This is a genomic window from Halodesulfovibrio spirochaetisodalis (assembly GCF_001672295.1).
Lineage (GTDB): Bacteria > Desulfobacterota > Desulfovibrionia > Desulfovibrionales > Desulfovibrionaceae > Halodesulfovibrio > Halodesulfovibrio spirochaetisodalis.
On record NZ_JXMS01000038.1, the window covers coordinates 1 to 26,631 of the forward strand.

The 26,631-nt window shown below is 44.6% G+C and carries 22 protein-coding genes and 1 tRNA gene; 17 read left to right on the forward strand and 6 right to left on the reverse strand.

Annotated elements, in window-relative coordinates; all coding sequences use genetic code 11:
• The first annotated feature begins 193 nt into the window (after nucleotides 1-193).
• Together SP90_RS15680 and lolA are read left to right on the forward strand one after the other, a co-directional pair.
• Entirely contained in the window at nucleotides 194-2,557 is a 2,364-nt protein-coding gene (locus SP90_RS15680) for a DNA translocase FtsK (RefSeq protein ID WP_082936496.1), read from the forward strand.
• A gap of 16 nt (nucleotides 2,558-2,573) precedes the next feature.
• The gene (gene lolA, locus SP90_RS15685; RefSeq protein ID WP_066858576.1) at nucleotides 2,574-3,206 is read left to right on the forward strand and encodes an outer membrane lipoprotein chaperone LolA; all 633 of its coding nucleotides are present in this window, start codon (nucleotides 2,574-2,576) and stop codon (nucleotides 3,204-3,206) included.
• Between the two features lie 54 nt (nucleotides 3,207-3,260).
• Here the strand turns inward: lolA and SP90_RS16845 are convergent, their stop codons facing one another.
• Nucleotides 3,261-4,976, reverse strand: coding sequence for a pseudouridine synthase (locus tag SP90_RS16845; protein WP_231895581.1), 1,716 nt, complete (start codon nucleotides 4,974-4,976; stop codon nucleotides 3,261-3,263).
• Between the two features lie 3 nt (nucleotides 4,977-4,979).
• A complete protein-coding gene (gene yedF / locus SP90_RS15695; RefSeq protein ID WP_066858579.1) occupies nucleotides 4,980-5,582 on the reverse strand; it encodes a sulfurtransferase-like selenium metabolism protein YedF in 603 nt (200 codons plus the stop codon).
• A gap of 122 nt (nucleotides 5,583-5,704) precedes the next feature.
• Here yedF and SP90_RS15700 point away from each other — a divergent pair, with 122 nt between their 5' ends.
• The 4 genes from SP90_RS15700 to SP90_RS15715 all read left to right on the forward strand — a co-directional run bounded on the left by SP90_RS15700 (nucleotide 5,705) and on the right by SP90_RS15715 (nucleotide 9,940).
• Nucleotides 5,705-7,471, forward strand: a complete 1,767-nt coding sequence (locus SP90_RS15700; RefSeq protein ID WP_066858582.1) for an ABC transporter ATP-binding protein — start codon at nucleotides 5,705-5,707, stop codon at nucleotides 7,469-7,471.
• Nucleotides 7,471-8,103, forward strand: a complete 633-nt coding sequence (locus SP90_RS15705) for a lysophospholipid acyltransferase family protein (protein ID WP_157471362.1) — start codon at nucleotides 7,471-7,473, stop codon at nucleotides 8,101-8,103. The genes SP90_RS15700 and SP90_RS15705 overlap by 1 nt, the downstream gene beginning before the upstream one ends.
• 9 nt (nucleotides 8,104-8,112) lie before the next feature.
• Nucleotides 8,113-9,030, forward strand: a complete 918-nt coding sequence (locus SP90_RS15710) for a lysophospholipid acyltransferase family protein (protein WP_066858585.1) — start codon at nucleotides 8,113-8,115, stop codon at nucleotides 9,028-9,030.
• Between the two features lie 94 nt (nucleotides 9,031-9,124).
• Entirely contained in the window at nucleotides 9,125-9,940 is an 816-nt protein-coding gene (locus SP90_RS15715) for a hypothetical protein (protein ID WP_157471364.1), read from the forward strand.
• A 786-nt stretch (nucleotides 9,941-10,726) separates the two neighbouring features.
• Here SP90_RS15715 and SP90_RS15720 read toward each other — a convergent pair.
• The 4 genes from SP90_RS15720 to SP90_RS15735 form a co-directional block, all read right to left on the reverse strand.
• On the reverse strand, nucleotides 10,727-11,017 hold the full coding sequence (locus SP90_RS15720) for a transcriptional regulator (RefSeq protein ID WP_066858591.1): 291 nt from the start codon (nucleotides 11,015-11,017) through the stop codon (nucleotides 10,727-10,729).
• A 22-nt stretch (nucleotides 11,018-11,039) separates the two neighbouring features.
• Nucleotides 11,040-11,546 (reverse strand): 2-amino-4-hydroxy-6-hydroxymethyldihydropteridine diphosphokinase, encoded by a 507-nt coding sequence (folK, locus tag SP90_RS15725; RefSeq protein WP_269449368.1) that lies wholly within the window; start codon nucleotides 11,544-11,546, stop codon nucleotides 11,040-11,042.
• Nucleotides 11,525-12,691 carry an LL-diaminopimelate aminotransferase gene (locus tag SP90_RS15730; protein WP_066858597.1) on the reverse strand — a complete coding sequence of 389 codons (1,167 nt, stop codon included), beginning with the start codon at nucleotides 12,689-12,691 and terminating at the stop codon, nucleotides 11,525-11,527. The genes folK and SP90_RS15730 overlap by 22 nt, the downstream gene beginning before the upstream one ends.
• A 224-nt stretch (nucleotides 12,692-12,915) precedes the next feature.
• Nucleotides 12,916-14,472 (reverse strand): methyl-accepting chemotaxis protein, encoded by a 1,557-nt coding sequence (locus SP90_RS15735; RefSeq protein WP_082936499.1) that lies wholly within the window; start codon nucleotides 14,470-14,472, stop codon nucleotides 12,916-12,918.
• 264 nt (nucleotides 14,473-14,736) lie between these two features.
• Here SP90_RS15735 and SP90_RS15740 point away from each other — a divergent pair, with 264 nt between their 5' ends.
• The 11 genes from SP90_RS15740 (at nucleotide 14,737) to SP90_RS15790 (ending at nucleotide 26,592) form a co-directional block, all read left to right on the forward strand.
• Nucleotides 14,737-15,609 (forward strand): sulfite exporter TauE/SafE family protein, encoded by an 873-nt coding sequence (locus SP90_RS15740; protein ID WP_066858600.1) that lies wholly within the window; start codon nucleotides 14,737-14,739, stop codon nucleotides 15,607-15,609.
• Between the two features lie 15 nt (nucleotides 15,610-15,624).
• Nucleotides 15,625-16,545 (forward strand): site-specific tyrosine recombinase XerD, encoded by a 921-nt coding sequence (gene xerD, locus SP90_RS15745; RefSeq protein WP_066858604.1) that lies wholly within the window; start codon nucleotides 15,625-15,627, stop codon nucleotides 16,543-16,545.
• A 2-nt stretch (nucleotides 16,546-16,547) separates the two neighbouring features.
• Complete coding sequence (locus SP90_RS15750) at nucleotides 16,548-19,220, forward strand: CBS domain-containing protein (RefSeq protein WP_066858607.1); 2,673 nt, start codon at nucleotides 16,548-16,550, stop codon at nucleotides 19,218-19,220.
• A gap of 142 nt (nucleotides 19,221-19,362) precedes the next feature.
• Nucleotides 19,363-19,842: a TIGR00725 family protein gene (locus SP90_RS15755; protein ID WP_066858610.1), complete on the forward strand. Its 480-nt coding sequence runs from the start codon at nucleotides 19,363-19,365 to the stop codon at nucleotides 19,840-19,842.
• Nucleotides 19,843-19,850: 8 nt separating this feature from the next.
• Nucleotides 19,851-20,345 (forward strand): HIT family protein, encoded by a 495-nt coding sequence (locus SP90_RS15760; RefSeq protein WP_066858613.1) that lies wholly within the window; start codon nucleotides 19,851-19,853, stop codon nucleotides 20,343-20,345.
• Between the two features lie 13 nt (nucleotides 20,346-20,358).
• Entirely contained in the window at nucleotides 20,359-20,733 is a 375-nt protein-coding gene (locus SP90_RS15765; RefSeq protein ID WP_066858616.1) for a LapA family protein, read from the forward strand.
• Between the two features lie 23 nt (nucleotides 20,734-20,756).
• Nucleotides 20,757-21,854: a tetratricopeptide repeat protein gene (locus SP90_RS15770; protein WP_066858619.1), complete on the forward strand. Its 1,098-nt coding sequence runs from the start codon at nucleotides 20,757-20,759 to the stop codon at nucleotides 21,852-21,854.
• A 139-nt stretch (nucleotides 21,855-21,993) separates the two neighbouring features.
• A complete protein-coding gene (gene mutS, locus SP90_RS15775; protein ID WP_066858622.1) occupies nucleotides 21,994-24,708 on the forward strand; it encodes a DNA mismatch repair protein MutS in 2,715 nt (904 codons plus the stop codon).
• On the forward strand, nucleotides 24,695-25,138 hold the full coding sequence (locus tag SP90_RS15780) for a hypothetical protein (protein ID WP_066858625.1): 444 nt from the start codon (nucleotides 24,695-24,697) through the stop codon (nucleotides 25,136-25,138). Before mutS ends, SP90_RS15780 begins: the two co-directional genes overlap by 14 nt.
• A gap of 187 nt (nucleotides 25,139-25,325) precedes the next feature.
• Nucleotides 25,326-25,973 carry a LexA family transcriptional regulator gene (locus SP90_RS15785; protein WP_066858628.1) on the forward strand — a complete coding sequence of 216 codons (648 nt, stop codon included), beginning with the start codon at nucleotides 25,326-25,328 and terminating at the stop codon, nucleotides 25,971-25,973.
• Nucleotides 25,974-26,516: 543 nt separating this feature from the next.
• A tRNA-Gln gene (locus SP90_RS15790) sits at nucleotides 26,517-26,592 on the forward strand.
• The last annotated feature ends 39 nt before the right edge of the window (nucleotides 26,593-26,631 follow it).

Genomic DNA, 26,631 nt, shown 5'->3' on the forward strand with positions numbered 1-26,631 from the left:
TTTTTATGCTTATTATTTATATCTTTTTACAAGTGAAAAAAGTTGTTCATATGAATACGTTGAAAAAATATGCTGTTGATTGCAGCCCGTAATATGACTACAGTATAGCAATAGATACCAGACGGTAGACAAACTGGTATGTTAGGTTGTGTTACAATCCGTCTGATACTTTTTTTGCTTTTTACTATGAAGAATCCTACTGGAGGATGGTATTACGAATACGCAACGTATTACACGCGAACTCTACTCTTTATTTATCACATTCTGGGGCACCTTGCTCACCATCAGTCTGGTTACGTTTAGTCAGGCAGACCCGAGCCTCAACCACATCGTAAGTTCGCCTAAAACAATTCATAACGCAGCAGGGTTATTTGGAGCGTATCTGTCAGGACTACTTGTCGACATGTTCGGTCTTGCCTCATACCTATTAGCTCTCGGCTTTCTTGCTTCAGGTATCCGCTGTTTTTTTGCCAAAATCTGTATTGAATGGTGGCGCTGGACTGGTCTAATTCTTTTAGGCATCTGCTTTAGTTCACTCAGTTCCGCAGTCCCGATGAGCCTTGGAGAAATCCACGGCGGCGGTCTGCTCGGTGATATTCTTTTCGGTGTGGGATGGTATTACCTGCGCCCTGTAGGCAGCACTCTTCTTTGGACATTTTTCACCCTGTGCGCCATCCAGCTTGTCATGGGCGGCACATGGGAAGGCATGTTTGCATGGTTACATAAACACCTTGGAAACATAAAGGCACCTGTACTTAAAAAGAAAATTACTACAAAAACAAAGCCAAAAGCCAAAAAAGCTATTGAGGTAAGCAAAGAGAAAAAAGCTCGACGATCACTTTTCAGTAAGAAAAAAGAAGAGTTAACTCCTGCTTTACCGGCACTGGATTTACCAGAAGAAGACTACAAACCAGAAATCTGGGATGAAATTGCTTCTATGGATTCAGCAAGCCCAGACCAATTCAGTTCAGTCATAATCGATGACCCTATCAGGGCTACTGGCGATGAAGCGTCTCTTATTGGTGACGGAAATCCTTTTGAAGATGATCTTGACTTTGCACAAGGCAAACGCGTAAGCAAGCCGCGCCGGAAGGTATCACTTCCAGTTCTTGATTTGTTTACCGCTAATGATGATGACATAGAAAAAACGCCTCGCGAAGTTCTGGAAACAAAAGGGCGCCTTGTTATGGAGTGCCTCGAAGACTTCAATGTTCAGGGTGAATTACAACGCATCACCCCTGGGCCAGTGGTCACTATGTTTGAAGTCAAGCCTGCACCCGGAGTAAAGGTTAGCAAAATTGCCAACTTGTCTAACGACATCGCTATGGCACTGAGTGCGGTATCTGTACGAATTCAAGCACCTATTCCCGGAAAAGATACTGTAGGCATTGAGATTCCAAATGAAATACGTGAATTAGTGTCACTCAAGGAGCTGTTTGCATCTGATACATTTATCAGCTCCAAAGATCCTCTGACACTGGCCATCGGCAAAGATATTTCCGGTATTCCGTTCACTTCTGACCTTGCAAAAATGCCGCACTTGCTTGTTGCGGGTGCAACAGGTCAGGGTAAAAGTGTGTTTATCAACTCTGTGTTGATGAGCCTTCTTTTTAAAACCACTCCGGAATCTTTGCAGCTTCTGCTCATTGACCCAAAACGTATTGAACTTGCAGTCTACGCAGACTTACCACATCTGGTTCATCCGGTAGTGACTGATATGTCACAGGCTAAAAATGCCTTGGACTGGGCTGTTCATGAAATGGACAAACGATACGAAGCCATGTCACGCATGGGCGTTCGTAATGTCATAAGCTACAACACAAAACTTAAACAAATGGGTGACGATAGGCCGGAAAATCTGGCTGACCTTCAACCAATCCCATATCTTGTAATCATCATTGATGAGCTGGCGGACCTCATGCTCACAGCTGCAAAAGAAGTGGAAACCAGCATTGTCCGCCTTGCACAGCTTGCGCGTGCCGCAGGGATTCATCTCATTCTTGCTACCCAGCGCCCAAGTGTTGATGTTGTTACCGGATTAATTAAAGCAAACTTCCCGTGTCGAATCTCGTTTCAGGTTACCGGCAAACATGATTCCCGCACGATTCTTGATACAGTTGGTGCAGAGCATTTGCTTGGCAAGGGTGATATGTTATTTAAACCTGGCGGGGGTAGACTTACCCGAATGCACGGTGCCTTCGTAAGTGATGAAGATGTCAGCGCTGTAGTTTCCCATTGGAAAAAACAGCTGCCTCCTTCTTACAAAGTCGACTTTGTGGAATGGGCCACAGAAGGCAACGGCAACCTGTCCGGTTCCTTTACAGGCGGCGGTAACGGTAACTCAGGAACAGCTGATGACCCGTTATATGGAGAATGTGTTGCTTTTGTTATTGAAAACGGCAAGGCTTCTATTTCTCTCATCCAACGCCGCTTCCGAATCGGCTTCAATAAAGCAGCCCGTTTTGTCGAGCAGATGGAGCAGGATGGCATAGTAGGGCCGGCAGATGGCAGCAAGCCACGTGCTGTGCTTGCCAAGAAAGAGCAACCAACAGGATAATTATAGGAAAAAATATATGAATCAAAAAATTACCACGTCTCTGCTGACACTTTGCTTGTTGTGCTTGTCTGCAGGATTTGCAAATGCAGGGATAGAGACATTGGCTCAATCATATGGCAAGGCAGAAACAATAACGGCAAACTTTGTTCAAACCCTTATCCACAAAGATAGCGGCAGCAAAGAAGTCAGAACGGGAAGTTTCGTTATCAAGCGCCCGCAACTGGTGCGCTGGGTAACAAACAGACCTTCCAGCGAGCTGCTCGTTGTCAACAAAACTGCTGTTTGGAACTACCTAAAAGATGAAGAAGTTGTGTACAAGTATCCGCTTGATCTCGCTGACGAAAGCCAGAATGCATTGCGCTTTTTGCTTGGTGAGTCAAACGTGGAGAACGATTTTTTTGTTGAAGACGGAGAAGAGAAGGGCAGTTACTTGCTTGTCCCGAAAGAGCCAACCGCAAACCTGACAGAAGCAACTATCTGGATTAATGATGAAAACGGAGTTATCACTCGACTTAGAATTGTCGATTTTTATGGCAACATAAATGACATTTCATTTAAAAACGTAGAGTTTAATAAACCCGTAAATGATTCCGTTTTTGACTTCACTCCGCCTGAAGGGGTGGATGTAGAAGACAACACCAAGAAATAAAAAAAACGAGTGGGAAATTCCCACTCGTTTTTTTTATTATAGATTTAGCAGTCCCTATTTTTGAGTCAGACCGGTTGCTTCATACAACAACGCAAGTTCTTCCTGTGTAAGCTCACGGCTTTCGCCTTTGCCAAGCTCACCAATTTGAATAGGTCCAATCTTAACACGGTGAAGGTTCAAAATAGTAAGCCCGATGTCGCGGAACATACGACGGATTTGACGGTTAATACCTTGAGTCAGCACCATCTCAACACGAGTGTTTCCTTCGTCATGCGCAAGAATCTTACATTCAACAGGCGCAAGCTTTTCACCTTCTTCCAACGTCATTCCCTTGCGGAACTTTTCCAAATCCTGTTCAGAAACTTCACCACGAACACGGACACGATAAACTTTATTCTGGTGCCACTTAGGATGAGTAAGTCTGTGGGTCAGCTCACCGTCATTAGTCAGGATCAGGAGCCCCGTTGAAAAAAAGTCGAGCCTGCCAACCGGAAAAATTCGTTTTCCCTTAAATTTTTCAGGAATAATATCCAGAACAGTAGGGCGACCTTCAGGGTCGTTAGCTGTACAGACTGTTTGCACCGGCTTATTGAGCAACAGGTATAGTGGCTCAACTTTTTCTGTAGTGAAGGATACACGTTCTGCATTCACTTCCAGCACATCAGTATTCGGAATAATTTTTACTCCCGGCTCCTCAATTTTTTCACCATTCACAAACACAACACCCTGAGCAATCAAATCATCTGCTGCTCTGCGGGAACATACACCGGCAAAAGCCAATGCTTTGTTAATGCGCAACGGTTCATCAAGATTTGGAATACTCGGCTTTGCCGGTAACACCGTTTTTTTCTGAGGACGAGGAGAGCGCATCTGCTTTCCGCGAGAATCTGAACGATTTTCACGTGGAGCCCGCTCTTCATTTGAGTTGTGACGTTTTGGACGTCTACTAAAAGCTTCGTTACCGTCTCGTTTTTCACGTTGCGGACGACCAGAACGATCGTTGCGATCAAATCCGCGCTTAACACCGGAAGAGCGTCTGTCATCATTATCAAAAGAACGGCGGGAGTCACGGCGATCAGAATATTCACGTCGACGATCTTCACCTTGGAACTTAGAATCTTTACGATGTGAGCCGCTGTGCTCCGATCTTCCACTAAACTCACGGCGTTTAGTTTCATCACGTTCTACAGGGCGACCTTGGTAGCCTCCACGCTGTGGACGAGAACCTGAGCGTTCAGTACGTTCACGCGGTTCGCCGCGCTCGCGCGAATCAACGCGACCACGGTTATCGCTGTCACCATCACGGTATCTTCTTTCATGACGGCGAGAATCAGAACGTTCAGGTCTTCCACCAAATTCTCTACGTGGATTTTCATTACGTTCAGCGCGCTCTACAGGACGACCCTGATATCCACCGCGTTGAGGTTTACGATCAGAGTCACCACGTGGAGTAAAGTCACGGGAACCACGGCGCTCATCACGCTTGTCATCCCGACGGGGATTATCCCTTTTGGAAGAAGAACGTGATGGCAGATCGTTATAGGAGTTACGGCGTCCGTTCCCGTCTCCATCGTCAATAGGGCGACCTTTGTAATTACCCTTACTGTCAAAGTAGGAACGCTCTTTGCGCTGTTTTGGAGCTCGCTCGTCGTCACGACGATCTGTAGCATTGCCTGATTGGTTTCGTTCGGAACGATTACCAAAGCCAGTCCGACGTCCGCGTCGGTCTTCTGTCTCTTGAGACGAAAATTTTCTATTTTTTTCTGACATATATTATGGTCGTATAACTTTTGCAGCTACCTGCATGCTGGTTACGATATCCAGCATATTTGTAGTTTCGCCCACAGCCTTCTTATCCAGCAGTGAAAAATGATCAAGACATGTTCCACAAACCAGAATATCAACACCGGCTGTTTCAAGGGCTTTTAATTCTTCCAAAACATGACTATCCTCTGTGGCGAGGGTAACAGCACCATTGACCATTACAATACGCCACAAAGACTTGCCAAGTTCTGGCAACGTAGCTAAGAAGTTTTTCATTAACTTAGCACCAAGCTCGTCATCACCTCTGCCTATCACAGCAGACGTAATGAATACACAAATACTGCTGTCCACAGAGCTCAGTTCGTCATCCGTTAAAATCTCGCATGGCTGAACGCCTGAAGCACTGGCTATAATACGCCAGCCGCCTTCAATTTGCTCCGATTCCGCAGAATATTCCCTTGAAGAAAGGAACCGTACTACGTTATCTCTTGCAGCATCGTTATCTACGAGTATAGTAAATGCTGACGGCGCATCTTGTTCAATCAAATTTTTGCACTGGATAACAGGCTGAGGACAGGACAGGGAAAGACAATTTAGTTCAATAACACTCATAGCGAGCCTCCTCTTACTAATAGATACGCAGACTCGCAAGCCGTCAAATCGAAAAAAGCAATATAGTTTACGTAAAACTATTGAATATTCAAATATAAGCCTACTGTGGAGAAACCCGACTTATGGCGAAATTTAAAAAACTGCCGAAAAACAGTGTCAAACTCTTAAAACGTACGCTCAAATACTTTGCGCCGTACAAAATGTCCATCCTCATCTCTCTCATCGCAATGGCAGTAGTGGCCGCAACGACAGGGGCATCAGCCTACCTTATTAAGCCAGCGCTGGATGATATTTTCATCAACAAAAACAGTGAATACTTAATGCTGATTCCTTTTGCTTACTTTCTTCTCGTATTAGCAAAAGGTGCCGGTAGATACTCACAGAACTACTTTATGACATTCTGTGGTCTTAAAGTGCTGGAACAGCTTCGTAACGAACTTTTCGATAAAATCATCTGTCTTCCGCTCAAGTTCTATGAAGAACAGCAAGTCGGCATGCTTATGTCACGCGTAGTTAATGACGTTGCAGAAATCCGCGGAAGTCTTCCAGCAGTTGTGAAGGGGATACGCCAGTTCCTTACCATGGTTGCTCTATTGTTTGTTGTTTTTTACCAAGACCCATATCTGGCAACTTGGGCAGTACTAGTATTGCCGTTAGCACTATTCCCATTCATCCATTTTGGAAGAAAACTCCGCAAACTTGGTAAGAAAAACCAAGTTCTCATCTCTGCCATGACTATTTTTCTTCAAGAAAAATTCAGTGGTATCCGTGTCGTAAAGGCATTTGCTAACGAAGAGGGCGAAAAGGCAGGTTTCCGTGTCGAAAACAGCCGAATTGCCCGCCTTGCTCTGAAGCAGACCATCGTAGGCCAAATGTCTTCCCCGATCATGGAACTCATTGGTGCTACCGGTATCGGACTTGTAATCTGGTACGGCGGCTCACAGGTTATTGCAGGTCAGCAGACTGCGGGTACATTCTTCTCATTTGTTGCAGCGCTTGTAATGCTGTACGACCCGGTAAAAGAGTTGACTTCAGCAAACAACTCACTCCAGAAAGCTCTTGCCGGAGCAGAGCGTGTCTTTGAAATTCTTGATTCACCAGAAATTGTAGTGGAGCAAGACGGAACACAGATACTTGAAGAAGTACATGAAGTTTCTTTCAACGATGTGACCTTCAGTTATGATAAAACAGGACAGCCAGCTCTTAAAAACATCAACATCAACATTAAAGAAGGTGAAAAGGTTGCCATTGTTGGCCCAAGTGGCGCAGGTAAAACAACCTTTGTAAACCTTGTTCCCCGATTCTACGAGCAGCAGGAAGGACAAATTTTAATCAACGGCATCGATTCCAGAAGCCTGACATTAAAGTCACTGCGTAAAAATGTTGCAATCGTTTCTCAGGATGCCTTCCTTTTTGACACCACAATCGCAGACAACATTGCGTACTCATCTGAAGGATGCAGCAAAGAAGCAATTGAAAATGCGGCAAAAGCTGCGTTTGCGCATGAGTTTATCAGCGAATTCCCGAATGGATACGACACTGTGGTGGGCGAGCGCGGAGTACGCCTCTCTGGCGGCCAGAAACAGCGCCTTACCATTGCTCGTGCATTGCTGAAAGACGCGCCGCTTCTTATTCTTGACGAAGCCACAAGTGCACTTGATTCTGAGTCTGAAAAAGTGGTTCAGCAGGCGCTGGAAAACCTGATGAAAGACCGTACAAGTCTTGTTATTGCGCATCGTCTGTCTACAATCATTACAGCAGATAGAATTCTGGTTATGAAAAATGGTGCAGTTGTAGACGAGGGCACACATGAGTCCCTGCTTGCAAACAGCTCGCTGTACCAGCGTCTGTACACATTGCAGTTTGAAAGCCACGAGGAGCTTCTTTAGTGAAAATCCCGTTACCTATCCCGCTCATTTCTTCAACTTTGTATCACCTGTACAAAGTCTGGTGCAGAACGCTCCGGTTTGAAGAAATAGGGCGTGAAAAACTGGATGAGCTATGGGATGCCGGCACCCCGATGGTGACCTGCTTATGGCATGACGAGCTTTTTCCATTGATGCATGTTCGGAGAAATCTACAGATTATAGCTGTTGTCAGCCAAAGCTCAGATGGTGAAATCCTTGCACAGGTGCTTGAAAAGCTGGGGCTATTGACCAGCCGTGGTTCAAGTTCACGCGGGGGCGTAAAAGCGCTCCTGCGAGTGGCAAGAACAATGAAAAAATCCCATTATCTTGGCTGCATCACTGTAGACGGCCCTAGGGGGCCGCGACACGTAGCTAAAGAGGGTGCAGTATTCCTTGCACACCGCAGCAATGCTAAAATGGTTCCCATCCGGATCGGTATGTCAAATTCATACGTATTCCAGAAAGCGTGGGATAAATTTCAAGTGCCTTTACCATTTTCAAAGATTAAAATTGTCTTTGGTGAGCCATATGATCTTGCCGAAGGGGAACTTGGTAATGAGTACTTGGAAAATGAACGCCTGCGTTTAGAAGACAAACTTAAAGCTTTACTTTAGAGATACGCCGTGAACCCAATATATTCAGCAATTTACACACTTGGGACAAAGATGACTGTGCACAGCTCAAAAGTACTTGGTTGTGCACTTGGCACCGTTATGTGGAATAGTCTTCCCAAGCGAAGAAAGCTCGCGATTGACTCAATTCAGCGTCATTTAGGTGTTTCCCATAATGAAGCTGCGGTTATTGCAAAGAAAAGTTTTATGCATAACTGCAGGTCTTTTTTAGAAATTTTCATTGTTCCTCAAGTGGATAAGAAATTCATTGAAGAATGCATCATTGAAGGTTCCGAAAATGCTCTTGATGCATTTGTAGCGATTGATGGGCCGGTAATAGCGACTACAGCACATATGGGAGCCTGGGAGGTCATGGCGGGCCTGTTAGGCGAAATTGGAAGTGTTGGCCGTGAAGCGCAGCCACTTGTCGTTGTTCGCACGAATAAAAATGAAAACCTCAACAAACTCATTTTCAAACTCAGAGGTGCTCGTGGCGCGTCTGTATTATCCCATCGTAATGCAGTATTTGGTGTTTTACGATCACTCAAGAAAAAAGGGATTGCAGCCTTTCTTGTAGATCATAACACAAAGCGAAAAGAAGCCATGTTTACGGACTTTTTAGGAGAAACCGCGGCTGTAAACTCCGGCCCCGCATTTCTGGCGCTTAGAGGCAAGGCTATTGTGCTACCAACATTCCTTGTCCGCAATGAACAGGGTGGGTATACGTTCATTGTTGAACGACCTTTAAACACTGAAGAACTTGAAGGTACACGCGAAGAAAAACTTCAGCAGATTACCCGATTCTACACAGATGCGGTCGAACGAGTTATTCGAAGATATCCTGAACAGTGGTTCTGGATGCACAATAGATGGAAGACACAGCCGAAACCTGGTGACTTTATCCTGCCGAGAAATGATAACGAAGCCTAGAAACCACAAAGAAATCCTTGAACTATCCGTTCAAGGATTTCTTTCAATATAGGGTGTTATGAAAAAGCTATTAGTAAGACTGGACGTGCAATATATGGAAAGTCCTGTAACGATACTCAAAGAGAATGGCTGTTCTCTCTACATTGAAGCTGCTGAATTGAATGTTTCAGATGAGTTAATCCGTAATATTGAAGATTGGGATGAAGAGTTTCAGGCGACGCTAGCGCCTTATCCACCAGACTCATCTTTTTCGTCGAAAGACGCTGAACAAAAACATAGAAACCGTGGTTACATATTAAAGCAGTGTTTGCAGGAAGAACTAGGTGATGAGTACTTAGTTGTTGATGGAGCTGAATGGCATCAAGATTATAAGCAGCGAAATTACCAATATGACAAAGCAGTAATATTACTGAATGCCCATTATGGGAGGAATTCTGTATTAATAGTCAAAGAGGGAGGCTGTCGTGAAACTGTTGATTTAAATATTTCAGATGAATTAAGACGTGATATTCACGATTGGGATAGAGAGTTTCAAGCGACACGAGTACTGTATCCACTGGCTTCATCTTTTCCGTCGAAAGAGGCAGCAAAAATACATCAAGATCATGGCCGCATATTAAGACAGCGCTTACAAGATGAAATAGGTGGCGAGTATTTAGTTATATACTTACTCAATTATGGAAGTCGTTATGTGGTCACTAATCAAAATATGATGACTAGAGCAATTCAGCGCTTGCGAGATGAAATAGGTGATGAGCGTCGGGTTATATTTTTAATTAATGATGAAAGGCGGCACCCTGAAACATGCTTTTTTCTTTACTGCTGCCGCGTGTTACGTTTTTACTGGACTGTGGCTTTGTCTTACGTCTCTAGTTTTTTCATTCATCTCCTCTCAAGAAACAATCACTAGCAAGACGGTTATTGTGTTACCAACATTCCTTATCCGCGTCCGCAATGAACAGGGTGGGTATACGTTCATTGTTGAACGGGATGCACAATAGATGGAAGACACAGCCAAAGCCTAATGACTTTATCTGCCTAGAAATGATAACGAAGCCTAGGAACCATAAAAAACAGAAAGAAAATTCTGGAACTGTACGTTTAAGAAATTCCTTTTCTCATGTGATGAGCAGCGTAGAACCACATCCACACACATCTTTTTTATATTGCCGTGGCCGTGTCTTAAGTTTTTATAAAAAAAGCCTTAAAACGGCGTTAAAGAAGAAATCTATAACAAGACGGTTATCGATTGTTTCACAGTTATCCACAAACACGTAATTACCTGAAATAGAAGAGCTTAATTTTATAAAAGTTAACATAATATACATTATGAGACATTAAATTCGTTCCTGATTTTACCTATTACTCTTCTGACTGGATCAATATTTTTCAAATCTCTTCCTCGACTATTTTCCAATCTTTTCTCGAATCAAATGATTCATACCTCACGAATCAACTAAAAATTAATCTAGGCTCACCTCAGAGCCTTTTGGGGTGATCTACCTTTTTTTAAAAAATTGACTGTCTGGAAAACATCAAGAAAGCCCTTTTGAAAATGTCCCAATACAAAAAACGACAAACGTCATGAGTTAAAATCGGTTGAAACTAGATGAATAACTTTTCCCAAGCCAACCATTTTTCCCAAAAAGAAAAACCGGAAGCCTTACGACTTCCGGTTCATAGATTCTATAGCTGGCTAATCAGCTGGCTCTTCCTTAGAGATTGCTCGGCCTGAGTCTTCAAGTCGGGCTAAAAACTTGTCTCTGCATTCATAGCTGCAAAAACGATGGATAGTTTCTCCGTCACGGACACGTATTTCCTCATCCAGAGAAACAAAGGCTCCACAGACAGGATCTTTAACCATGTCTCCAGTAGCAACTTTTTTTTCCATATCTTTCTGTTTTTTATCTGCTTTCTTCTTGCTGTCATTAGTAACAAGTTTAAAAAGCAGCCAGCCGCAAACTAAAAGAACTACCCATTTAATCACTCAAGCTCTCCCTTACGATAAATTATTGCCAGATCTGACCAGCGTCTACCTTGTATTCCAGATTGCCGAGAACTTCTGCAAGCCCCCTTCCGTCTGGAAAATGCAACTGAGGCGCAATCTCTTGTAACGGAACAAGCACAAAAGCCCTTTCCGTCATACGCGGATGCGGTACAATCAGGTCTTCCGATTCAATTACTTCATTGCCAAACAGCAACACATCCAAATCAATTACACGTGGGCCGAACCGTTCTTCGCGAATTCTGCCAAGTGTATTTTCAATGTTCAGCAAGCTGTTTAAAAGGCCATGTGCAGTTACATACTCTGAACAAGACACAGATACAACCTGATTCACAAACCATGATTGATCTTTTTTCTCTTGAGGTTCTGTACGAAAAATTGATGAACATTTCGTAACAGATACGCCTTCAAGAGAATCAATCGCTTTCACAGCGTTAGCCAGATTGACATCGGTGTCGCCCATGTTTGAACCAAGGCAGATGTATGCGACTACAGTTTCTGAATTCGAGATACCGCCTCCTCGAGACGCTCATCATTTACTGTAAGAGAGATACGGAAGTACCCTTCACCCGGTGCGCCGAAGCCATTACCCGGTGTAAGAACTACGCCTGTCTCTTCAAGAACTTTAGTTACAAACTCAGAAGATGTGTATCCATCCGGAACATGTGACCAAACGTAGAATGTCGCATCAGGAATATTGCACTTGATACCAGCTTTCTGCAACGCATTTACTACGAGGTCGCGACGTCCTTTGTACATATCACGAAGACCTGCAACAAAAGGTTCGCCATCACGAAGTGCTGCAATGCCTGCAAGCTGCACTGCCTGGAAAATACCGGAATCAACATTTTCCTTAATTTTGCCAAGACCACGAACAAGCTGCTCGTTACCACATGCCATACCAACACGCCAACCGGTCATGTTGTATGGTTTGGATAATGAGTTAAACTCAATCGCAACGTCCTTACCACCTTCAACTTCAAGAATAGAAAGCGGCTTGTTGGCATCATCGTAGTAGATTTCAGTGTAAGCTGCATCTGCGACGATAATTACGTTGTGAGCTTTCGCAATATCAATCAACTTTCTGTAGAACGATTCATCTGCAGTCGCTGCAGTCGGGTTGTTCGGGTAGTTGATGAAAATCGCTTTAGCTTTTTCCCAAGTTGCTTCATCAATCGCATCAAGGTCAGGAAGGAAGGAATTATCTTCCAGCAATGGTACATACTGAACTGTACCACCAGCAAACTCGGTTGCAATTCCGTACACCGGATAGTTAGGAGTACAAACAAGTACAAGGTCACCCGGGTTTACAAATGCAAGCGGGAAGTGTGCAATGCCCTCTTTAGAGCCAATAAGACTTACCACTTCATTATCAGCATCAAGATCAACATCGAAACGAGTTTTATACCAGTCAGAAACTGCGGTACGGTACTCTTTCATGCCGACGTATGAAGGATACTGGTGGTTAGCCGCATCATCCAGCGCTGTGCGCATGGCATCAAGAACAAATTGTGGTGTAGGGGTGTCCGGATCGCCAATTCCGAGACTAATAATGTCAACACCACGGGCGGCTACTTCAGCCTTAACTTTATCAATCTGTGCAAACAGATATGGTGGCACTGCGGCCAAACGGTCAGCAAGCTTGAACTCTGCCATAGCTTTGCATTCTCCTTAGGGTATATCATCCCGTTACCGGTCGGGAAAAAAGAGCTCTGCCATAAGCTCTGTTCCTTACTTAACAGTATCAAAAAGCTTTACGCTTACGTGTATATACCTTGAGAATGATTATCGGTCAACAAACCAGTAGCCCGGGATTCCTCCCAGGCTACGATTCATCTACATTCTACAAGGATTAAAGTACGCTGCGGTTGCAACCTATTCTATTTTATATCTCGCAATTCCGTAACGAGCGTCATAAGCTCAGATGCCAGTCTGGCAACTTCGTTAACTGCAATTGAAGACTCGTTCATGGCTGCTGTGTTTTCGCCAGCCAGTCCGTTGATCTGTGTAGCTGCTGCAGAAATCTGGTCACTCGCTGCTGATTGCTCTTCAGCAGCGGAAGCAATTTCATGCACCCTGTCTGCAGTTTGATTTGCCATCTCGACAATAGTATCGAGCATTTTAGCAGAATCTGCTGACAGTCGTGTGTTTTCGTCAATCGCATGAGAAACTGATTCCGTTGACGTAATTGATTTTTCAGCGCTCAGCTGAATAGCATCAACCGCCCTGCCCACTTCTGTGGTCGCCTGCATAGTTTTTTCAGCAAGCTTACGTACTTCATCAGCTACAACAGCAAACCCTCTGCCAGCCTCACCCGCACGAGCCGCCTCAATAGCCGCGTTCAATGCAAGCAAGTTTGTCTGGTCTGCAATGTCATTAATAACATTAATGATATCACCGATTGATTCAGCATGGCCGCCAAGCTCATGCATATCGCTTTTAAGCTCGGTTGCATGCTCATGAACTCTCGTAATAACGCTTCGAGCCTGCTGCACAACCGTAACGCCTTCAGTAGCGCTACCGCGGGTTGATTCCGCCAGTGTAGAAGCGTCATTAGCACTTCGGGCAACATCAAGAACGGAAGCATTCATCTGTTCCATGGCTGTTGCAACATCGGTTGTTCCGTCTTGCTGGGTGATAGAGAGCTTATGCGACTCTTCAACCTGAGTTGAAATCTCAGCACATGAAGTAGTTAATCGCTCAGTGATAACAGCAACTTTTTCTGCGGAATCTGCTATCAGTTCGTGCTGCTTAACAAGCTCTTCCTCATGCTCCTTCAGCTTTGTCATATCAAGATACAGACAAAGCCCGCCAACACATTCCCCGTCCAAGTCATGCAAAGCAAAGACATTAGCAAGAACATGGCGTTGACCGCCTTTATGGCCGTTGATGGTAACTTCAAGATTTCTGAAGACTTTGCCTTCATTCATGGCCTTACCAACAGCAGTTTCACGACTCTTATCGTTATAAAAAATTTCTCCGAGTGTATTGCCAAGCTGGGATTCCGGAGTCTCATCAATCTCCAGCATCTTCATACATTCCCTATTCGTAAATAATGCTCTTTCTTCTCTATCTACCAGTAGGTAAGGAACAGGAAGACCATTAACAACTCCAAGAAGTACTCCTTTGTCCCGTTTCAACTTTTGCACTAATTCTATTGTTGCATTAAGGACATCACTTTTTGAATATACTTTCGGTGGAGAAGTTTCGAATTTATCTTGTAAAATTTCAGAAATATATTTTTGAAGTTTGATGCTATCTTGATCAATATATGAAGAAGTAACATACAATACAAAAAAAACAGATATCGTTAACAAAGCAGAGATTATATAACTGGCTGACAGCGACCCTGTTGTGCTAAATAAAAAAGCACCACAAGCAATTTGAATCAACAATCCGCCAAGAGACAGATATTGAATTTTTTTAGAGTTCCACATACTATTTCCCCTTACTAAAACCTAAAAAAAGAGTGACACTCTCAATAGTAAAACTATAACTAGCTCGATATCGATCTATATCATTACACAAAAGTTATATAAAAAAAAAATTTTCATGTCTTACTTAGCATAACAATTGTATATTGCAAAAACATATTCCGTATTCTTATATTTAGCACATTGTACACTCATCGGAGAATAGTATAATATCTTTATACCTATCCCATAAACCATGGAACCTTCTACACGAACGCTGGAGATATTATGCTGTTTCCTGTGTCTGGGATCGAAATCCACCCCCTGCTCCCACCAGTTGTTTCATTTGTGATATCTTTCTTCACTTCAATGAGCGGGCTTTCCGGGGCTTTTCTCCTTCTCCCTTTTCAAATGTCCGTACTCGGCTACACAACACCTTCTGTAAGCGCGACCAATCAACTCTTTAATATTATAGCAATCCCAAGTGGGGTTTTCAGATACATTTGCGAAGGCAGAATGGTCTGGCCGCTGACGTGGGCTGTCATCGCGGGGACACTGCCCGGAGTTCTTATCGGGGCTGTTATCCGCATTAGCTATTTGCCAGACACAAGCGACTTCAAACTGTTCGTAGGGAGCGTCCTGCTCTATGTAGGTTTCAGACTGTTCAAATCCATCTATTCAAAAAAAAGAGAACAACAGCCAATCGGTGTCATAACGTCACAATCATTTTCCCTTAAAAAAATCTCTTATTCATATGGCGGAGAACAGTACACTGTCCCGACTTTCAGCATTTTTGTCATGACATTCATTGTGGGAATCATTGGAGGCATTTACGGCATAGGCGGCGGTGCTATAATCGCACCTTTTTTCATTACTTTTTTTGGCCTCCCTATATATACTGTCGCCGGAGCATGCCTCATGGGCACATTTGTCACATCAATTGCCGGTGTAGGAATATATCAGCTGCTTGCCTACATATACCCGTCGCAAGCAATTGCACCGGACTACCTTTTGGGCATACTGTTCGGTATAGGCGGATTTGGTGGAATGTACATGGGCGCTTTGTGCCAAAAATATGTTCCGGCTACGACACTCAAACTAATGCTTCTTACATTTATCCTGCTCATTTCAGGTAAATATATTCTGGGATACTTCCTTTAATTACAGGCAAACACTATGAACACGCAGCCCTTAGACTCGCAACCTGTCAGTCATCCGTACGTTGACAGCTACCTCCAGTTCCTGCTGGTAACACGTGGACTTTCTGAAAATACCCTCACGTCATATGAAACAGATTTGCGCAGTTTTTTGCTTTTTCTCGAAGAAAAAAAATTCAATGTTGAAGATGTCACAGACCAATCCATTTTTTTATACATTATGCATCTTCGCAGAGGTGGCTTAAACAGCCGAAGTCTTGCACGACACCTCTCAGCACTCCGAGGGTTCTTTCAATATTGCTTTGATGAAAACTATCTCAACGCCAACCCCGTACAGTATCTGGAAAACCCCAAGCTTCCCAAAACATTGCCGGATGTTCTTTCCGTTGAAGAAGTTCAAGCAATACTTGAACAACCGGATATGAAAAAAAAGCTCGGCTTCCGTGATCGCGCTATTCTAGAGCTCTTATACGCTTCTGGCCTGCGAGTAACTGAGTGTGTCACCTTAAAGCCCATTGATCTGGATCTCCAAAGCGGCCTTCTTCGTGTACACGGAAAAGGTTCAAAAGATCGCGTAGTGCCTATGCACAATGCCGCTATGCAAATCCTTCAGCTATATATGCGCGACTGGCGACCGCACTTTGCGCCCATTGAAGATTATGTCTTTCTTAACAGATCCGGCAAAGGCCTTACCCGACAAGCCATATGGAAACTTGTGCAGCGGTATGTCTTAAAAGCAGAGGTGCACAAAAGCGTTTCCCCGCATACATTCAGACACTCATTTGCGACACATTTATTGGATGGTGGAGCTGACCTTCGCACTGTCCAGCTTCTGTTAGGTCATGCAGACATCTCTGCAACAGAAATCTATACACATGTTCAAGCGGACAGACTCAGACAAATTCATAAGCAATTTCACCCGCGCTCAAGGATGATCTAACCGTGACTGCTACACAAAAAAAACTTATCCCAGCTCCTGTCCTTGTTACTGGCCACGCCAATGCGGACTTTGATTGCCTTGCAGCTATCGTAGCAGCCAGCAAACTCTACGAAAATCCTGTTCTTGTCTTTCCTGGTTCTCAAGAATCAAACTTGCGTAATTTCTTCATTGAAAGCGCAACCTACCTGTTCAACTTCAAGGATGCAAAAGACATAGATTTTTCCACTGTAAAGACTTTGGTCATTGTTGACACACGACAACGAAGTCGCACAACGCATGTAGCTCCGGCACTTGAAAATCCTGATTTGGAAATACACCTGTATGACCACCATCCGGATTCAGATGACGACCTTCCAGCAACGCATTCTGTTGTTAAACCATGGGGTTCTACTGCGACCATCATTACTCTTTTAATTAAAGAGAAAGATCTTGCTGTATCTTCCGAAGAAGCAACGATGTTTGGACTGGGCATCTATGAAGATACCGGCGCTTTCACATTCAGTTCCACAACTGAATACGATTTCGAAGCAGCCGGCTGGCTTAAGTCAAAAGGGATGGATCTTAATACTATTTCTGAGCTGACAACCAGAGACCTGACTGTTGAGCAGATATCTATATTAAACAGCCTGCTCGAGTCGGCGACAACGCACGAAATTAACGGAATCCCTGTTGTCATTGCAGAAACATCTGTTTCACATTACGTACGCGATTTTGCCCTACTTGCGCATAAAATGATCGACATGCAGCAAGTCAAAGTCCTCTTTGCACTTTGCCGTATGAATGACAGAGTTCAAGTTGTTGCCAGAAGCAAAATACACTCTGTAAATGTAGGACAAGTCTGCCAGTCTCTGGGGGGCGGCGGACACAACTTTGCAGCATCTGCTTCCGTAAAAAATAAACCTCTGTCTGAAGTTAAGGACGAACTGTTCGGCCTCCTCTACTCTTCGATTCATCATGAAAAAACCGTGCGTGAGCATATGACGGCTCCTGCTATTTCTGAATACGAAACGGTCTCTATATGTCATGCCGAATCCATCATGAACCGCTTTGGCCTCAAAGCAATTCCTCTGCTGGAAAGTGAGGAAAATCCGGTCGTGAGTGGCTATCTTGAATACCAGACAGCAGTACGAGCCTGCTCGCATGGCCTTGGTGATGCTCCTGTAAGCACCTACATGACCCGAAAGTTCCAGACCGTGGAACCAGAAGACGACTTGTACCCTGTGATGGAAATTATTGTAGGTAAACGGCAAAGACTTGTTCCTGTTGTTATGGGAACCCGCCTCATGGGAGTCATCACCCGTACTGACCTTATCAATACTCTTGTGGAAGAACCCTCACGCGTACCGGACAAATTATTCACGGATAAAACCAAAGAACGTAATGTCCGAACCTTATTGAAAGAGCGGCTGCCGGAACACCATTTTGAGCTACTGACTATGGCAGGAGAACTTGGGAACAGACTAAATGTTGCGGTGTATGTTGTCGGGGGTTTTGTACGCGACTTGTTGCTCGGAAGAAAAAATCTTGATTTAGATCTGGTTGTAGAAGGAGACGGCATCGCCTTTGCCTACAAACTGGCTCATCAGCTTGGCGGCAGAGTCCGGCAGCATAAGAAGTTCAAAACTGCTATCATTATATATATAAATGCAGCCGGAGAAGAAGAGCGCTTGGATGTTGCTACAGCACGCCTTGAATACTACGAACAGCCTGCTTCTTTACCTACAGTTGAACTTTCATCCATAAAAATGGATTTATACCGCAGGGACTTCACTATCAACGCGCTTGCCATCCAGCTAAGTCATGACAACTTCGGCAAACTCATAGATTTTTTCGGAGCGCAAAAAGATATTCGCGACAAACTTATTCGCGTGCTCCATTCATTAAGCTTTGTAGAAGATCCTACACGAATTCTCCGCGCGATTCGCTTTGAAACCAGATTTGAATTTACCATCGGGCCACAGACCACAAAACTCATTAAGAACGCATTGCACTTAAAGCTGATTACCAAACTGAGCGGCACCCGCATCTTCCACGAACTTCAGCTAATATTTAATGAAGTCAGCCCATACCAGTCGTTACTTCGAATGCAGGAATTTGCGGTTCTTGAGGCAATCCATCCAAGTCTTAAGCTGACTCCTGCTAAAAGCCATTTGCTTAAAGAAATAGAGAAAGTGCTTGAGTGGTACCGCATGCTCTACACTAAACCATACCCCGAAGCGTGGATCATTTACCTGCTTGGGCTTACCTCTGCATCCAAGCAAGAAGAGGTGGAATCAGTTCTGGAACGACTGCACCTTACCGCAAGCCAGCATAACGAGTTCATGACACTGCGCAGTACAGTAAAATCCACAATCAACCTGCTTGGTAAAATTCGACCAGAAGCATTCAGTCAGTTGTACAAGATGCTGTCACCCATCCCGTTGGAAGGTGTGCTTTACATGATGGCCAGAACAAAATCAGAAACAGTTAAGAAAAATATTTCTCATTACCTTGCATACCTGCGCAACACCACACTGGATATATCCGGTGAGGATCTGCAGTTGCTCGGCTTCCCCCCGGGGCCTGCCTATGGTGAAGTACTGCGTAAAACACTTTTTGCTAAACTTGATGACAAGGTGAATACAAGACAGGAGCAACTTGACTTTGCATACCGCATGTTAAAAGCTAGGCAATAATAGACAGTTAGCCTGAAAAAATAGGACGTAGGTTACTAACTGCAACATTTTGCATACTCTTTTTGCAACCTTCGTCTTGCCCTTCCGCCGCATCCCGTGTAAATCGGCAAGGGATAATAATGATAGGAATCTACCATTCATCATGCATAAGCACCGAACCCGCATCGCAATTATTGGAGCAGGAACTTGCTCTGAGTTAGCTGGAAAAACTGCCTATGAAGTTGGTCTGTTACTTGCTCAAAACGGATACGACATCGTTTGCGGAGGACTGGGCGGTGTTATGGAGGCCGCCTGCAAGGGATGCAATGCCGGAAACGGCATCAGCATTGGCATTCTGCCGGAAACAGAACTTGCAGCCGCCAACCCATTTGTTACAATTCCTGTAGCAACCGGACTTGGCAACATGCGCAATGCGCTTGTTATAGGCAATGCAGCTGCTGCTATTGCAGTGGACGGTGAATGGGGAACACTATCAGAAATTGCGCTGGCTATGAAAACCGGCAAAACTGTTATTTCTATTGGACGCTGGAACGATTTGGACGGAGTTATTCCCGTTGCTTCTGCCGAAGAAGCCATTGCAACTGTACTACGCCTTTTCCCGACTCATTCTGAAAGAAATTAGGACGTACTATGCAACATATGTGGGCGCCTTGGCGCATTGATTATATTCTGGGCCCCAAACCTGATACATGTGTATTTTGCATTCCTGAACACACAGATGAAGATGAAGAACGCCTTATCTTGTACCGTGGCGAAAAAAACTTCATTATCATGAATAAATATCCATACAATGTGGGTCACATTATGGTTATGCCGTATGAACATACCAACTGCATTACCAAACTTGCTGCCGATGTGACGCATGAACTGATGGACTTGCTGCAACTATCCACCACGATCATAAAAAAAACATTTAACCCAACCGGGATCAATATTGGTCTCAATCTCGGCACTTCCGCTGGTGCTGGCATCCGTGAACATCTCCATTATCACATTGTTCCACGCTGGGACGGTGATTCTTCTTTCATGGCGACATTCGCAGATGTCCGGCTAATCTCTGAGCATCTTCAGAGTACTTATGCTAAATTGAAACCGAGTTTTGATACCCTGCCTCAGGGTGTGTAATAAGGAGTAGTCTATGCGTTTTATTAAGGTGCTTTTGCTAGTTGTTGTATTTTTCCTCTTTATGGTGTTCTTCCAGCAGAATACCGCAGAGCTGTCTCAGGCAATTACCCTGAAAATTGATCTGCTGTACCACTCCTGGGAAACCATTCCTCTTCCTATTTACTTCCTCATTCTTGGCGCTTTTGTTTTTGGTGCCTTCGCAGTTACCTTCTTCTTCATTCTTGAACGTGTGCGTCTTGGTTCCGCCGTACGTAAGGCTCGCCGTCAGATCAAAAAACTTGAAAAAGAAGTAAATGCACTCCGCACTAACCCTCTTGATGAGAAAGCAAATCTGCCTGAGATTGAACCAGAATCTGAAGGTACTCCGGAAAAAGCCACAGAGGCGTAAGCGTAACTTACGGAGGGCAGCTAATGTCCATGCTGAGTCGACTGATTCCTGCGAAGCGGAAACCTGTTCTTACTGCACTTGAAACACCGCATGGCGAGCGTGATACCAAAGAAACGATTGCCGAACTGTCCCGTGCAGTCCGAAATGATCCCGATGCCGTCGAGATCTACATTGCCCTTGGCAACCTTTACCGTGCTCAAGGTGATATTGAACGTGCCGTGCAATTGCGAAACAACCTGATAGCACGCCCCGGACTTGATCAAGAATTTCGTGTTCGAGCTTTCCTTGAGCTCGGACATGATTACCGCCGTGGCGGCTTCATGGACAGAGCACTGCAATCCTTTGAGCGTGCAAGAAAAATTGCCGGTGATACGGAAGAAATCCTTCAATCGCTTGCAGTGCTGTATGCAGAAGTGGGTAACTTTCTGGATGCATCAAGCTTGTACGGCAAACTTGGTCACAGAATCGGCCAGTCGCACTACATGGTGATGCACGGTGACGAGTTTCTCGCAAATGGAAACCCTAGTGATGCGAAGAAAGCGTATTCAAAAGCTCTTCGTATCTACAAAGGCTCAGTCGAAGCCTGGATTGCCAAGTTCACTCTTGCTGCACAAAGCTGTGAGCTGCGTAAGTGCAATTCCATACTCAAGGACGGGCTTGCGCACATTACTCCAAGCATGCGCTTTTTAATGCTGGAACATATTTATGCTTCGTTAGAAAATTACGCAGCATCTTGTGGCGAAGACTTTGTCACTGGTATTTGCAAAATGGTGACAGAGGTACTCGATACACAAGAGCCGGATATCATCCTGCAGTATTATTGCGCACGCTTCCATCTTCAGGCTGGAAATATCGAAGAAGCTAATGCATGGCTTGCCAAAACTATGGTGCTCAACCCGAACTTTTGGGCAGCACGGATGGAATTGCTCAGCCTTGCAATGAATGAACAGCCATTGTCACCTGTTTTCAAAACGCAGCTTGGCTTCTTTGTAAATCAAATCGACAATGTTAAACGCTTTGTCTGCAGCCATTGCGGCATCAGACGACTTGAAACATTCTACAGCTGCCCGAAATGCCGAAACTGGCACACTGCAGCGTTCAGAATTCATCTTCAGGACTAATTTTTTCTGAAGATACTGTATACCTTGTTTCAGAATATGGCGTTGTCTTTTGGCAACGCCATTTTTTACCTTATACAGACTGAATACGATCAGGCATCCTGCCGCCGGTTATACAAACAATCTGACACCTTAATATATAATGACTGCAAACCGCCCCACAAAGCTGACTCCTATGATGGAGCAGTACCTTCATATCAAAGACCAGTATCCCCACTGCCTTCTGTTTTACAGAATGGGGGATTTTTATGAACTTTTCTTTGAAGATGCTGAAGTAGCAGCACGTGATCTTCAGATTACGCTTACCAGCAGAAGCAGCTCGAACTCAGAGTTTCGCATCCCTATGTGCGGTGTGCCGTACCATGCCGTAGAGACCTACCTTCCCAAGCTCCTCGCCAAGGGACACAACGTGGCAATATGCGAGCAGGTAGAAGACCCGAGAGAGGCAAAGGGGCTGGTAAAGCGTGAAGTAAAACGTATTTTAACCCCGGGTACTGTCGTTGAAGATGTTAACCTTGTAGCCAAGGGACATAACTTCCTCGGCGCTCTTTGCTGGGATGCTAAAGCAAACAGCGGTGCTCTTGCATGGGTAGACTACTCAACTGGCGACTGGTCTGGCATGCAGCTCAAAAAACAGGCAGACCTTTGGCAGTGGGCGCAAAAGATGACTCCTCGCGAGCTCATTATTCCAGATGACATTACCCCACCGCCCTCTTTTGCGCTAAACGAGACCATTGTACTCAGCAAGCCTGCAAAAGCTTTTTTTGATACAAAACGCAGCTCAGAAAAAATTTTAGAATCACAGAACATTGCAGACCTTGCTGTTCTTGGACTTGAAAAAAGCAATGAACTGGTGCGCTCCTGCGGTGCCCTTCTTACATACCTGAAGCAAACCCAAAAAAGTGATCTGACGCACCTTTCACGCTTTAAGCCGTTGAACCTGTCAAAACATCTTATTCTCGATGATATTACAGAACGTAACCTTGAACTTTTCAGAACTCTCGATGGCAGAAAAGGTCTTGGTACGCTCTGGCAGGTCTTAGATCATACCTTGACTCCTATGGGGGGGCGTCTGCTTGCGGAACGCATGCGCCATCCATGGCGGGACCCTGCCCCTATTCTGGAAACGCAAAATGCTGTTGCATATTTCTTTGAACATGACAGCCTGCGCAGCGAAATTCGCTCCGCTCTTGATCTTGTATATGATCTGGAACGCCTGAGTACCCGTATTCAGTTAAACCGCGCTGCTCCAAAAGATTTTGTAGCATTACGTCAAAGCATAGGCACACTGCCTGTTGTGCGTGGCGTGCTGGAGGCAGTAGAAACGGACTCCCAGTATACGACCATGGATGAAGAGCAACAACTTACGCTCCCGCCATGGCTCAGTAATGTGCTTAAGCACTGGGACGACCTTGCTGACTACCACGAGCTTTTAGAAAAAGCCTTTGTAGACAATCCTCCGCACCTGATAACCGAAGGCGGTTTGTTTAAACACGGGTTCCATGACGAGCTTAATGAGCTTATCGAATTAAGTGAACATGGAGAGTCAAAACTTGAAGAATTACTTCAGGAAGAGCAAAAAGCCACCGGCATCCAGAAGATGAAGCTCAAGTACAACCGTGTATTTGGCTATTTCTTCGATGTGCCTAAAGGCTCTGTTGCCGATGTGCCTGAATATTTTGTTCGTCGTCAGACACTAGCCAACTCCGAGCGGTACACAACGCCAAAGCTAAAAGAGTTGGAAGAAAAGCTTCTCGCAGCAACAGATAAGAGAAAGAGTCTGGAATATAAACTGTTCCAGAAGATGCGTGACACCATGGCAGAAGCCCGTTCACGCCTGCTGTTTATGGCCGATCTTCTGGCAGGACTGGACTACTGGCAAAGTCTTGCGGAAGCGGCACGCAAATGGAACTGGGCACGTCCGGCACTGCACAGTGAAACACATATTTCTATCAAAGATGGACGCCATCCTGTTGTTGAGGCAGTTCAGGGAAGTTCTAATTTTATTCCAAACGACCTGCGCGTAGATAACAAACGAAAGCTTCTCCTTATTACCGGCCCGAACATGGCTGGTAAATCTACAGTGCTCAGACAGATGGCTATCATTTGTATCATGGCACAAATGGGATCTTTTGTTCCTGCGCGTGAAGCAAATATCGGTATTGCTGACAGGGTGTTCTCCAGAGTCGGTGCCTCAGACAACCTTGCTCAAGGTCAATCAACCTTTATGGTTGAAATGATGGAAACAGCCCGAATACTCCGGCAGGCTACAAAACGCAGCCTGATTATTCTTGATGAAATCGGACGCGGGACATCGACCTTTGACGGCCTTTCATTAGCATGGGCTGTTGTTGAAGAGCTTTGCAGAAAGTCTGAAGGAATCCGTACCTTATTTGCCACTCACTATCATGAGTTGACTGCACTGGAAGGAAAGATCGTCGGCGTTCATAATATGAACATTGCCATCAAAGAATGGGGAGGCGAAATTGTCTTTTTACGCCGCCTTGTTCCGGGGCCTTCTGACAGAAGTTACGGTATTGAAGTAGCCAATCTTGCTGGTGTACCTGCTAACGTTGTAAAAAGAGCAAAGGAAATTCTGGCACTGCTCGAAAGTAATTCCCAAGGTTCAAGTCAAACGCAGACTGCTGCAGCAATAACCAGCTTACTTCCGGGTATTCCAGAAGCACCGGTAAAGAAAAAACCGGCAAAAACACCACCGGTAAATACAGAGCCGATAGATCACCCTCTGGTGACAGCTCTTAAAGACCTTGATACTGATAATATCACTCCAATGGATGCTTTAAAACAACTTACAGAGTGGAAACTCTTGTGGGGAGAAAGAAATGACGCCGAATAAGCGCCTTATATGTATTACAGCTGCCTCTATTTTGCTGATGGCTTTGACAGCATGCGGCTTTAAAAGTGACCCGACGCCAGCCAGTACTTCAGATAATTTTAGATGGGCTTCAATTAAAACATCTGTACAGCCTCCATGTATTAATGTCACCGGTGACATTAATGGCAACGTGACCAATGTTGACGAAGTGCTTATTGAACTTCAAAAAGCTGGTGAAGAAGCTGACTGCCCGACCTGTCCATTCAAATCTGATGAAGAATTTGTATTTACCCCGGGTGAACTGGGTCTCATCAGTAACAGTGGTAGATTTGACACCAGTATTTGTCCGACTGAAATATCCTCTCTTTACCGAATGAAAGTTACTGCTAAAAGTAAATACTTCGGAATGCCTGACGCAGTCAGCAAAGAGTACTTTGTTGAAATGCCGTAAACAGATTGAACAGATAGTTATGCAGCGGTATACCCCCGATCGCATACTTACGCGCCCCTTTTTTAAAGGGGCGCTTTTTTGTCACAAACTGCATTTGCACTTTTTTTCGTTGTGCTTCCCGCGCGGTATGTTTATAAATATAAACATCGATACGGCAAGATTATTTATTCAATATACAGAGAGAACTATGATCGACTTCTACACTTTTTTTCAACGTGTTCAACAAGCAACAGATATTGCGACACAGCACGACCTTGCCAATGCCTTAGGAGTTAACCGCTCAGCCATTACGCAGGCAAAACGAAGAAATTCTATTCCACAAAAGTGGGTTCTGGCTCTATCCCGCTCCTTTTGTTTATCTGTAGACTGGCTTGAATTCGGAGAAGGCGCTCCAGAAGCACAGCCACTTCCACAGTCTCAGGGCACAACTTCATTTACTGTCCCTAAAGTGCTCGCCACTCTCTGTGCAGGTGACGGCTCTTTTGAAGTTGAAGCAACTCCGGTGGAAGAGCACATCTTCAAAGAATCGTGGCTGGCACAAAAAGGCACTCCGTCTGCAATGGTACTCATGGATGTCATTGGGGACAGTATGGAGCCTTTCATCTGTCAGGGAGACACTGTTCTTGTTGACCAATCCCAGACCACCATCAGACCGGACATTATCTATGCTGTTGGATTTGATGACTCCATCATGGTAAAGCGAGTTGCGGCGGGGCCTGATAAAGTCACACTTATGAGTGATAACCCTGCCTATTCTCCAGTTGAAATCCAAGGAGACGAGCTACTCTCCTTTCGTGTCATAGGACGAGTTGTCTGGTCTGCAAGAGACTATTAATATTTACGTTTCCGGACAAAGGAAGCCTGCTTCCTTCAAATACTATTCTCGCTCCGCTCGATGTTTACCATCTAAGCCAGTTGTACTGGCTTTTACTCGGCACCGCCTGTTAACTTTTATAAACAATGAGGTTGTCATGCAAAAAAGATTCTGCACATGTGGTTTTGTACTTCTGGTTGACTATGTAAAATGTTCCGGCGCATGGACATACACCCTACTTGATGCAAACAAACGCAGCCCCCACATTGTATGTCCTCATTGTCACAAGCCACTCCATATTGACGCATTGCGTTAAAAAAGTGAGTGCATGGTGCAAACGTTCTGAAATATCACTGAAAATAAAATATTGTTAGCGTAAAATCATACCTTAGCGATTTTTTGAATAATTAGTATTTAATTTCAGCACAATAAGCATAGCAAAAGTTTACCAGCAAACTTTATCGTGCTAAAAATGACCGCTAACTTCCGCCAAATATAAAATAAATTAATTTTTTGCTTGACGGAATCAGCACTCCTCACTATACACGCTCTTGTTGCTGCTGCTGGGACGTAGCCAAGTTGGTAAGGCATCGGGTTTTGGTCCCGACATCCGCGGGTTCGAGTCCTGCCGTCCCAGCCAATCAACAGCTCTATCTTGATAGTTCAAGATAAAAAAAGC